Source organism: Candidatus Pelagibacter communis (assembly GCF_001180185.1).
In the GTDB taxonomy this organism is placed as follows: domain Bacteria; phylum Pseudomonadota; class Alphaproteobacteria; order Pelagibacterales; family Pelagibacteraceae; genus Pelagibacter; species Pelagibacter ubique_F.
In genome coordinates, this window is the sequence record NZ_CVSS01000040.1 from 1 (window position 1) to 10,864 (window position 10,864).

10 protein-coding genes and 1 pseudogene are annotated in these 10,864 nt (G+C 30.9%); 3 read left to right on the forward strand and 8 right to left on the reverse strand.

Annotation, left to right across the window (positions count from 1 at the left end; translation table 11 throughout):
- Positions 1-69 precede the first annotated feature (69 nt).
- From AMN95_RS02720 to AMN95_RS02730, 3 genes and pseudogenes are all read left to right on the forward strand, one after another.
- Positions 70-237: pseudogene (locus tag AMN95_RS02720) on the forward strand (RsfS/YbeB/iojap family protein); the annotation flags it as partial.
- Positions 234-1,370, forward strand: a complete 1,137-nt coding sequence (locus AMN95_RS02725; protein WP_082256656.1) for a S41 family peptidase — start codon at positions 234-236, stop codon at positions 1,368-1,370. The pseudogene AMN95_RS02720 and the gene AMN95_RS02725, both read left to right, overlap by 4 nt.
- Before the next feature lies 1 nt (position 1,371).
- Entirely contained in the window at positions 1,372-1,845 is a 474-nt protein-coding gene (locus AMN95_RS02730) for an RNA pyrophosphohydrolase (protein WP_075522457.1), read from the forward strand.
- Here AMN95_RS02730 and atpC read toward each other — a convergent pair.
- From atpC to sucB, 8 genes are all read right to left on the reverse strand, one after another.
- Entirely contained in the window at positions 1,837-2,229 is a 393-nt protein-coding gene (gene atpC, locus AMN95_RS02735; protein ID WP_075522458.1) for an ATP synthase F1 subunit epsilon, read from the reverse strand. The genes AMN95_RS02730 and atpC overlap by 9 nt on opposite strands.
- Positions 2,229-3,647 (reverse strand): F0F1 ATP synthase subunit beta, encoded by a 1,419-nt coding sequence (atpD, locus tag AMN95_RS02740; protein WP_075522459.1) that lies wholly within the window; start codon positions 3,645-3,647, stop codon positions 2,229-2,231. The genes atpC and atpD overlap by 1 nt, the downstream gene beginning before the upstream one ends.
- Before the next feature lie 2 nt (positions 3,648-3,649).
- Entirely contained in the window at positions 3,650-4,522 is an 873-nt protein-coding gene (locus tag AMN95_RS02745) for a F0F1 ATP synthase subunit gamma (RefSeq protein ID WP_075522460.1), read from the reverse strand.
- A gap of 6 nt (positions 4,523-4,528) precedes the next feature.
- Positions 4,529-6,064: a F0F1 ATP synthase subunit alpha gene (gene atpA / locus AMN95_RS02750; RefSeq protein WP_075522461.1), complete on the reverse strand. Its 1,536-nt coding sequence runs from the start codon at positions 6,062-6,064 to the stop codon at positions 4,529-4,531.
- On the reverse strand, positions 6,065-6,622 hold the full coding sequence (gene atpH, locus AMN95_RS02755; protein WP_075522462.1) for an ATP synthase F1 subunit delta: 558 nt from the start codon (positions 6,620-6,622) through the stop codon (positions 6,065-6,067). It abuts the gene before it with no gap.
- A 108-nt stretch (positions 6,623-6,730) separates the two neighbouring features.
- The gene (priA, locus tag AMN95_RS02760; protein ID WP_075522463.1) at positions 6,731-8,686 is read right to left on the reverse strand and encodes a replication restart helicase PriA; all 1,956 of its coding nucleotides are present in this window, start codon (positions 8,684-8,686) and stop codon (positions 6,731-6,733) included.
- 22 nt (positions 8,687-8,708) lie between these two features.
- Positions 8,709-10,109, reverse strand: coding sequence for a dihydrolipoyl dehydrogenase (lpdA, locus tag AMN95_RS02765; protein ID WP_075522464.1), 1,401 nt, complete (start codon positions 10,107-10,109; stop codon positions 8,709-8,711).
- A partial coding sequence (gene sucB / locus AMN95_RS02770) for a dihydrolipoyllysine-residue succinyltransferase (RefSeq protein WP_102133197.1) occupies positions 10,110-10,864 on the reverse strand: 755 nt, incomplete at its 5' end. It lies immediately after the preceding gene.

A 10,864-nucleotide genomic window follows, 5' to 3' on the forward strand; every position in this document is an offset into this window, starting at 1 on the left:
CAGGTATTGATGAAAGTGTTATTACAAAAAATGAAGCTATAATTTTATCAATGACAAGAAAAGTTTAAGGATAGCGGTTTAAAAAACTCTAAAATTGAGGGTAAAAATAGTAATGAGTGGAAATTAGTTGATGGAATAGATTTAATTGTACATATTTTTCATCCTGAAAAGAGAAAATTTTATGAATTAGAAAAAATTTGGTCTGAATTAATACCAAAAGAAAAAATAATGATATGAAAAAAATTCCTGTTTTATTATTTTTTCTAAAAATTTTATTTTTTCTTATTCCTGTATCTGCTGCTGAAAATAATATTTATAAAAAAATTGATTTATTTGGAGAGGTATTAGAAAAAATTAATCAAGAGTACGTTGATGAGATAAATCAGTCAGATAGTATGGACTCAGCTATAAATGGTCTTCTTCAATCTCTAGATCCATATTCAGCTTATATGTCTCCAGAAATTTTTAATGAAATGCAGACAGAGACAAGCGGAGAATTTGGTGGACTAGGAATTGAGGTAAGCATGGAGTCAGGAGTAGTGAAAGTGATTTCACCTATTGATGACACACCAGCGTCCAGAGCGGGTATTAAAGCTGGAGATTACATTGTAAAAATTGACGATATTCAAGTACAAGGAAAAACTTTAAGTGAGGCTGTTGATTTAATGCGTGGACCTGTAGGTTCAAGTATTGAATTAACGGTAAGAAGAAGTGGAGAAAGAAAAGCTCTAAATTTCATAATCACAAGGGAAATTATAGAAATTCAATCTGTTAAGACAGATTTATTAAAAGATAATATTGGATATATAAGACTTACATCATTTAACGAAAATAGTGGTGATCAAATTGAAAACAAAATTAAAGATTTAGAAAAAAATTCAAATATCAAATCTTATATTCTGGATTTAAGAAATAACCCTGGTGGTTTATTATCTCAAGCAATAAGAATATCTGATTTTTTTTTAGATAATGGTGAAATCGTATCTACAAAAAGTCGTAAAAAATCTGAAAATAGAAAATGGTTTGCCAAGAAAGGTGATTTAACAAATGGAAAAACTTTATTGGTTCTGATTAATTATGGTTCTGCCTCTGCATCAGAAATTGTTGCTGGAGCTTTAAAAGATCATAAAAGAGCAATAATTTTAGGAGAAAATAGTTATGGCAAAGGATCTGTACAATCAATTATTCCTTTAAAAAATCGTGGAGCTATAAGATTAACAGTTGCAAAATATTATCTTCCATCTGGAAAATCTATTTCTGAAGTAGGTGTTAGACCAGATATAGAAGTAAATGAGGAAGGTGATAATTTTAGAATAAAGACTGATACTGATAATCAATTAAATTACGCTATCAAGTTACTTAACGGATAATATGAATAAAAATTTTAATGATTTACCACTGAGAAGTGGGGTCGGAATAGTGTTATTGAATAAACAAAATAAAGTATTCGTTGCAAAAAGAATAGATAATCCTAAAAATTTTTGGCAAATGCCTCAGGGTGGTGTTGACGAGGGAGAGGATTACTTAAAAGCTGCATTTAGAGAGTTAGAGGAAGAAACAAGCATCAAAAGTGCAGAACTTATAACAGAATTAGATGGTACATTAACCTATGATTTACCTGATAGATTACTAGGTATTATTTGGAAAGGTAAGTACAAAGGTCAACAGCAAAAATGGTTTTTAATGCGATTTATTGGAGATGATAGTGAAATAAATATTAAAACATCAAATCCAGAGTTTTTAGATTGGAAGTGGATTGAATTAGATTTGATTACAGATGTTGTGGTTGATTTTAAATATCATGTTTACAAAGAACTTAAAGAAAAAGTAAAAAAACTAATTTAGAGTTTTTAAAACTTCAACTTTTTGATCTGCTAAATATTTAGATTGATCACTAATATCAGTTTTATTAGCCTCTTCTTCTGCCTCTTTAAGCAAAATTTGTTGCTTTGATTTATCCATATCAGCAAGATTAACAATTGTGCTTGTTAAGATAGATAAATTGTTATTTTTAAACTCAACAATTCCATCTTCAACATAATAATTTTCATTACCTGATCTTGATAGAATCTTAATTATCCCAGGTTTCAAAAAGGAAATAATAGAAATATGATCCTTCAATATTCCCATTTCCCCTTCAAAAGCAGGAACTACAACTTCTGTAACATCATCTTTTACTAAAAAAGATTTTTCAGGATTTACTATTTCAACTTTAAACTCTTCGCTCATTAAGCAGCAGCTTCTTGTTCCATTTTCTTAGCTTTTTCTATAGCTTCTTCAATTGTACCAACCATGTAAAAAGCAGCTTCGGGCAAGTGATCATACTCACCTTTACATATTGCATCAAAACCTTTGATAGTTGAATCAAGATCAACAAGTTTTCCTGGTGAACCAGTAAATACTTCTGCAACAAAGAATGGTTGAGATAAAAATCTCTGGATTTTTCTAGCTCTCGCTACAACTAGTTTATCTTCTTCAGATAATTCATCCATACCAAGAATAGCTATAATATCTTGTAATGATTTATATGATTGTAGTATTCTTTGAACATCTCTTGCTACTCTGTAATGCTCATCACCAACAATTCTTGGATCTAAAATTCTTGATGTTGAATCAAGTGGATCTACTGCAGGATATATACCAATTTCCGCAATTTGTCTTGAAAGTACAGTCGTTGCATCTAAGTGAGCAAACGACGTGGCAGGAGCAGGATCTGTTAAATCATCAGCAGGTACATAAATTGCTTGTACAGATGTAATCGATCCTTTGTTTGTAGTAGTAATTCTCTCTTGTAAATTACCCATGTCAGTAGCTAATGTTGGTTGATATCCAACAGCAGAAGGAATTCTTCCTAATAAAGCTGAAACTTCTGATCCTGCCTGAGTAAATCTAAAGATGTTATCTACGAAGAAAAGTACATCCTGACCTTCCTGATCTCTGAAGTATTCAGCTACAGTTAAACCAGTAAGCGCAACTCTTGCTCTTGCTCCAGGAGGTTCATTCATTTGTCCGTAAACTAGAGCAGCTTTTGAACCAGCTCCCTCCTTTTTAATTACTCCGGACTCAATCATTTCATGATAAAGATCATTTCCTTCTCTAGTTCTCTCTCCAACTCCTGCGAAAACTGAAAAACCACCGTGAGCTTTTGCAACGTTATTTATTAATTCCATAATTAAAACTGTTTTTCCTACTCCTGCTCCTCCAAATAATCCAATCTTTCCGCCCTTTGCATATGGAGCAAGCAAATCAATTACTTTAATACCTGTTACAAGTATTTCAGTTTCTGTTGATTGATCATTAAATTCAGGTGCAGCTCTATGAATTGGCCAACTCTCTTTAGTCTTTACCTCACCTCTTTCATCTATTGGTTCACCAATTACATTTATAATTCTTCCGAGTGTTTCAGGTCCAACTGGAACTTGAATAGGAGCGTTGGTATTAATAACTTCATCACCTCTTTTTAGTCCTTCAGTGGCATCCATAGCAATTGTTCTAACAGTAGTTTCACCTAAGTGTTGTGCTACCTCTAAAACTAGTCTGTTATTACCGTTTTTACATTCCAGTGCTGTTAAAATTTCTGGTAGTTCACCCTCAAATTTTACGTCTACTACTGCTCCAATAACTTGTGTAATTATTCCTTTGCTCATAATTATAAACTTTCTGCTCCTGATATGATTTCTATTAGTTCTTTTGTAATTGCTGCCTGACGACTTCTATTATATTCGATAGTAAGTTTGTCAACCATTTCACCTGCGTTTCGGGTTGCATTATCCATTGCACTCATTCTAGACCCTTGCTCGCTAGCTGAATTTTCTAACATTGCTTTAAATATTTGTGTAGAAATATTTTTTGGCAATAAATTGTTTAAAATTTCATCTTCATCTGGTTCAAATTCGTAACTTTCATCTGAACTATTTTTTTCTCCTTCATTATTTAAAGGGATAATTTGCTGTGCTTGAGGAATTTGAGTAATTACATTTTTAAATTGATTATAAAAAATTGTGCAAACGTCAAATTCACCTGCTTCGAATTTTTCAATTACCATTTTCCCAACTTTATCAGCATCGAAATAATTTGCATTTTTAGATTCTTTGAAAGAAATATTTTCAATTATTTTATTACCATAAACTCTTTTTAATTGATCATTTCCCTTCGAGCCTACTGTAATAATTTTAAGTTCTTTACCTTCATCTAAAATTTTTACAAAATAACTTTTAGCCTTTTTAATAATATTAGAATTAAATCCTCCACATAAACCTCTATCAGAAGTCATCACCACACAAAGATGATTTTTTTCCTGACCAGTTCCTGACAATAACTTTGGTGCATTTTCTTTATCAGATATGCCATTTGATAAATTTAAAATAACATTATTCATTTTTTCAGAATAAGGTCTTCCTTTCTCAGCACTTTCTTGGGCTCTTCTTAACTTAGCTGCTGCAACCATTTTCATAGCTTTAGTAATTTTTTGTGTAGACTTTACACTAGCTATTCTTTTTTTTAGGTCATCTAAACTCGCCATAAATTATTAAGATTTAAAATTTCCTTTTAATTGAGAAATAACCTCAACAAGTAATTTTTCTTTATCTTCCTCAAGTTTCCCTGAACTTAAAATTGACTCTATAATTTCAGGTTTGTCTGATTTACATTTTTCGATAATTTTGCTTTCAAATTCAGCAACATCTTTTAAATCAATATCGTCTAGATAACCTTTCACTCCACAAAATACTGAAATAACTTGTTCGGCGACAGTCATAGGTGAATATTGTTTTTGTTTTAAAAGTTCTGTTAATTTAGAGCCTCTATTCAAAAGTTGTTGAGTGGACGCATCTAAATCAGATCCAAATTGAGCAAAAGCTGCCATTTCTCTGTATTGTGCTAACTCTAGTTTCATTGAACCCGAAACTTTTTTCATCGCTTTTGTTTGCGCGGATGAACCGACCCTAGATACTGACAAACCTACGTTAATTGCAGGTCTTATTCCTTGGTTAAATAATTCTGTTTCAAGGAAAATTTGCCCGTCTGTGATTGAAATAACGTTAGTTGGGATGAATGCAGATACGTCTCCACCTTGTGTTTCAATAATTGGAAGTGCAGTAAGTGATCCACCACCATGTTCATCACTTAATTTTGCAGCTCTTTCAAGCAATCTACTATGAAGATAAAATACATCTCCTGGATAGGCTTCACGCCCTGGGGGTCTTCTTAATAGCAATGACATTTGTCTATAAGCAACTGCTTGTTTAGACAAATCATCATAAATTATCAACGCGTGCATTCCATTATCTCTAAAATACTCACCCATGGTACAACCTGTATACGGCGCTAAAAATTGTAAAGGAGCAGAGTCAGATGCAGTAGCAGCAACGATTGTTGTGTACTCCATAGCTCCAGCTTCTTCTAATGTTTTTTGAATTTGTCTTACGGTTGATCTTTTTTGTCCAACCGCAACATATATACAATACAATTTTTGTTTTTCGTCTCCAGATTCGTTTATTTTTTTTTGATTAATGATTGCATCTACTGCAACTGCTGTTTTACCAGTTTGTCTATCACCGATAATTAATTCCCTTTGCCCTCTTCCAATTGGAACCAAACTATCAATTGATTTAAGGCCAGTTTGCATTGGTTCACTAACTGATTGTCGTGGAATAATGCCAGGTGCTTTAACTTCAACCCTACTTTTTTTAATACCTTTGTCTAATGGGCCTTTTCCATCAATAGGATTTCCTAAACCATCAACAACTCTTCCTAATAATTCTTTTCCAACTGGAGTATCAACAATATTACCAGTTCTTTTTACTACATCACCTTCTTTAACATTTCTGTCATCACCAAAAATTACGACACCAACATTTTCACTTTCTAAGTTTAGGGCCATACCTTTTGATCCTTCTGCGAACTCTACCATTTCACCAGCTTGAACATTGTCTAACCCATAAATTCTAGCAATACCGTCTCCAACTGATAAAACTTGACCAACTTCTGTGACTTCTGCTTTATCACCAAAATTTTTAATTTGTTCCTTTAAAATTTTTGTAACTTCTGAAGGATTTATTTCCATTTATGCCTCTAACATTTTATTTTCAATTTGTTGTAATTTATTTTTAATTGAGGTATCAATCATAGTACTTCCAACTTGTACTACCAAACCTCCTATTAAACTTTCATCATGTTTATAGTTTAATTTTATTTTTGAGCTAAAATTTTTTGTTAACTCCTCTGTAATTTTTATAATTTCTTCATTAGATAATGCTTTTGCTGATTTTAATTCTGCCTTAAGTTCTCCTCTTTTTCTTGAACAAATTTCTATAAAACTTTTAAGAATACGCTCAATAAAAAAGAAGCGTCTTTTTTGAATTAAGAAACTTAAAAAATTTTTGAATAAAGACTCAAATTTGTTATTTTCTAAAATTGTATTTATTACTTTTAACAAATCTTCCTGGCTTGTAGTTGGATCCTTAATCAAATTGGAAAAATCTTCACTTTGCTCAATTAAATTAAGAATAGATGAAGATTGATCTTCAATTTGACTTAAAAGATTGTTTTCCTCTGAAAGTTCAAAAAGCGCAAGAGAATACCTTTCGGCTGAAGTTATTGAAAATCCTGTATCTTTACTCAACTTGGTTCCTCTATAATGTTGAAGATTAATTAAAAATCACGATCTGAATAACATATGACCCTTATGTCTTCAAGTAGCGGATTCGTAAAAAAGGCCTCTTTTTTGCGGTTAATTGAAGTTAATTGGATCAACATCAACTGAAAGTTTTATTCCAGAAGAAAATTTATATTTAGGAATAATTTTTGCTAGAGAATTTTGTAGTTTCATTGATTTGAATCCTCTTATTAAAAATCTAATTCTAAATTTGCTTTTTAATTTAAATAATGGAGCATTTACTGGACCTAATATTTTTCCTTCTATTTTATTTTCAACAAAATTTTTAAAATTAATAGCCTCTTTTTCTAGTTTGGTTTCGTTATCTCCGGTTAAGATTAAAGAAATAAATCTTTGAAAAGGAGGTAGTTTATTTTTTTTTCTTATCTCTAACTCTCTTTCTAAAAAAATATCAGGATTTTTACTTGTAATTGATGAAATCATCTTAGTATTATTTTCATAAGTTTGAAAATATACTGTTGCTGGTTTTCCTGTTCGTCCAGCACGACCAGAAAGCTGATGATAAAGTTGTAAATTTTTTTCTGCACCTCTTAGATCATGACCTTGAGATGAAAGGTCTATATCTACAACAACGATGCAATTTAAGCTTGGAAAATGAAAGCCTTTAGAAATTAATTGAGTTCCAACTAAAATATGTGTTTCATTATTAATAATTTTCTCTAATTTTTCTTTAGAGTCTTTTTTATTCATTGTATCACTTGAAAAAATTTCTATTTTTTTTCCAGGAAATTTTCTTTTTACCTCCTCCGAAATTCTCTCAACACCAGGGCCACAAAAAATAAATTCGCAATTTCCTTGTTTCCTACAATTCCTTTTAAGCTCAGATCTATATCCACAATAATGGCATAATAGATTATTTTTATTTTTATGATAAACTAAATTAATACTACAATTTGGACATGTAAAATTTGTAAAACATTTATTACATAAAGCATTAGGAGAAAAACCTCTTCTATTTAAAAAGAACAAAACTTGATCGTTTTTTTCCAAATGTAAATTTACTTTTTCAATTATTTTATTTGATATCCATGATTGTTTTTCAAGTTTTGTATTATTTAAATTTATTATTTCATAATTAGGTAAAGCTGCATTTTGAAATCTTTCGTTTAATCTAGAAACCTTGTATTTGCCTTTTTTAATATTTTCAAAAGTTTCTATAGAAGGTACAGCAGTAATCAAATTGATAGGAATATCCTCGAAAGATGCTCTCGAAATTGCCATATCACGAGCATTATAAGTTATGCCTTCATCTTGTTTAAATGATTGATCATGTTCCTCATCGACAATTATCATTCCTAATTTTTTGAATGGTAAAAACAATGAAGACCTTGCACCAATAATTATTTTTATTTTACCGTTAGAAATACCACTCCAAATTAATTCTTTCTTTTTTTTTGAAATACCGGAGTGCCAGACTGCAGGTTTAAAACCAAAATATTCTAAAAATTTTTGCTCAAACTGACTAGTTAGACCTATTTCTGGCAATAATATTAATCCTTGAAAACCCTTCTCTATCAATGGTTTTAACGCTTCAAAATAAACTAAAGTTTTTCCTGATCCAGTTGTGCCTTGCAAAACGTGAACTCTAAATTTATTATTCGAAATATTCATTTTTTTTAGAGATTTGTCTTGACTACGTGATAGTTTAATTAAGTTTTGTTTAATGTTACTATCAAATATTTGATAAAATTGAGTTTCTTTATTCTCTACTGCTTTGCTGCTTAAAAGTACTAACTTTAATGCCATGCCCTTTGGGACAAGATTATATTTTGCAAACCAATTTAAAAAATTTATTGTATTTTTTTTTAATGGTGTAACATCTAATTTTTTTATAACGTTCTTTATTTTAAACTTTTTATTATTATTTTTTTCGAATTCATCCCAAACTACACCAGTTATATTTGATTTTCCAAAAGGTACTAAAACATAGTCGCCAACTTTAAGATTAATATTACTCTTATAAGTGAAGGGATAATCAAAAATGTTAGGTAATAGAATCGGAAATTTCATATTTTGATAATATGAAAAAAAATTAAGAGTGTATTGCTCTTTTATCTACTGATAAAGCAGCCTCTTTAACTGCCTCAGAGAATGTTGGATGTGCATGACAAGTTCTTGCAATATCTTCCGCACTTGCTCCAAATTCCATTGCAATACCAATTTCTGCTATTAATTCACCAGCATGAGGGCCTATTATATGAGCTCCTAATACCTTATCAGTTTGGTCATCAGCTAAAATTTTTACGAAACCTTCTGCATCATCTATAGCCTTAGCTCTTGAGTTAGCCATAAATGAAAATTTTCCTATTTTATACCTTTTATTTGTCTCTTGTAATTGTTCCTCTGTTTTACCGATTGAAGCAACCTCTGGGGTAGTATAAATAACACCAGGTATTGTATCATAATTTACATGTCCTGATTGTCCTGCAATATTTTCAGCAACAGCTATACCTTCATCTTCTGCTTTATGTGCTAGCATTGGACCTTCTATCACATCACCTATTGCATATATATTTTCAATATTTGTTTTAAAATTTTTTTGAGTTTTTATTCTATTCTTTTGGTCAAGGTTTACTCCTACCTTTTCTAAATTTAAACCATCAGTGTTTGGTCTTCTACCAACTGAAACTAATACTACGTCACATTCAAATTCATTTTTTTTACCTTCATCGTCTGTAGTTAAAACTACTGCGCCTTTGGTATTTTTTTGAATTTTTTCAACTTTATTTTTCATATTAAATTTCATCCCTTGTTTTTTTAAAATTTTCATAAATTCAGACGAAATTTCTTTATCCATTCCCGGTGTAATGTGATCTAAAAATTCAACTACTTGAACTTCAGCACCAAGTCTCATCCATACGGAGCCCATCTCCAAACCAATATAACCTCCACCTATTACAACCATTTTTTTTGGTACTTTTTCTAATTTCAAAGCTCCTGTAGATGAAAGAATTATTTTTTCATCTATATCAACATTGGGTAATGAAACTGGCGTCGATCCAGTCGCAATTACAATCTTTTCTGTTTGAATAACTATTTCTTTGTTTTTTTCATCTTTCACAGAAATTTCATTTTTTGATATAAAACTTCCATGTCCTTTAAAGTAAGAAACTTTATTTTTCTTAAGAAGAAATTCTACGCCCTTTGTAAGAACTGTTACTGCTTTATCTTTACTTTTCATCATTTTTTCAAGATTAAGTTTTACGTTATCAATTTCTATCCCTTTAATTGAAAGATTTTTTACATTATGAAACTCTTCTGAGAGGTTAAGTAAGCTTTTTGAGGGTATACAACCTACGTTTAAACAAGTGCCCCCTAAAGAACCTCTTGACTCAATACACGCAGTTTTGATTCCTAACTGAGCTAATCTAATTGCACATACATATCCCCCAGGACCTCCACCGATAACCACAGCTTGAAATTTTTCTGACATCTAAATATTTAAAAACAATCTTCTCGGGTCCTCTAAATTTTCTTTAATCATCTTTAAAAAGGAAACCGAGTCTTTTCCATCTATTATTCTATGATCGTAAGATAAGGCCAAATACATCATTGGTCTTATAGTTATCTCACCTTCAATAACTATTGGTCTATCTACAATATTATGCATTCCTAGAACCCCAGATTGAGGTAAATTCAAAATTGGCGTTGATAACATTGATCCATATACGCCTCCGTTGCTAATTGTAAATGTTCCACCTTGTAAATCCTCTATAACTAATTTTCCATCTCTTGCTTTTTCTGAAATTTCTTTAATTTTTTTCTCAATATCTGCAAAAGAAAGTTCGTCTGCATTTTTTAAAACTGGAACTACCAATCCTTTTTCTGTTCCAACTGCAAAACTAATATTATAATAATTTTTATAAATAACATCTTCACCGTCTATCTCTGCATTAACTGCTGGAAACGATTTTAAAGCTACTATGCAGGCCTTAACAAAAAAGGACATCAGCCCTAATTTTATCCCGTATCTACTCTGAAAATCATCTTGATTTTCTTTTCTCATTTCAACAATATTTGTCATGTCAACTTCATTGAAAGTAGTAAGTATTGCTGCATTCTCTTGCGCTTGTTTTAATCTTTTGGCTATTGTCTGTCTCAGTCTAGACATTCTTATTCTTTCCTCAGGACCTAATTGAATTTTTCTCTCCGAAGGTGGTGGTTGCTCACCCATCAAATTTATTAAAT

What these genes read in the sequence shown, in the direction of transcription:
- atpA (WP_075522461.1), bottom strand. Translation starts at nt 6,064, where the DNA reads ATGGAAATAAATCCTTCAGAAGTTACAAAAATTTTAAAGGAACAAATT.
- atpC (WP_075522458.1), bottom strand. Translation starts at nt 2,229, where the DNA reads ATGAGCGAAGAGTTTAAAGTTGAAATAGTAAATCCTGAAAAATCTTTT.
- priA (WP_075522463.1), bottom strand. Translation starts at nt 8,686, where the DNA reads ATGAAATTTCCGATTCTATTACCTAACATTTTTGATTATCCCTTCACT.
- AMN95_RS02745 (WP_075522460.1), bottom strand. Translation starts at nt 4,522, where the DNA reads ATGGCGAGTTTAGATGACCTAAAAAAAAGAATAGCTAGTGTAAAGTCT.
- atpD (WP_075522459.1), bottom strand. Translation starts at nt 3,647, where the DNA reads ATGAGCAAAGGAATAATTACACAAGTTATTGGAGCAGTAGTAGACGTA.
- lpdA (WP_075522464.1), bottom strand. Translation starts at nt 10,109, where the DNA reads ATGTCAGAAAAATTTCAAGCTGTGGTTATCGGTGGAGGTCCTGGGGGA.
- AMN95_RS02730 (WP_075522457.1), top strand. Translation starts at nt 1,372, where the DNA reads ATGAATAAAAATTTTAATGATTTACCACTGAGAAGTGGGGTCGGAATA.
- AMN95_RS02725 (WP_082256656.1), top strand. Translation starts at nt 234, where the DNA reads ATGAAAAAAATTCCTGTTTTATTATTTTTTCTAAAAATTTTATTTTTT.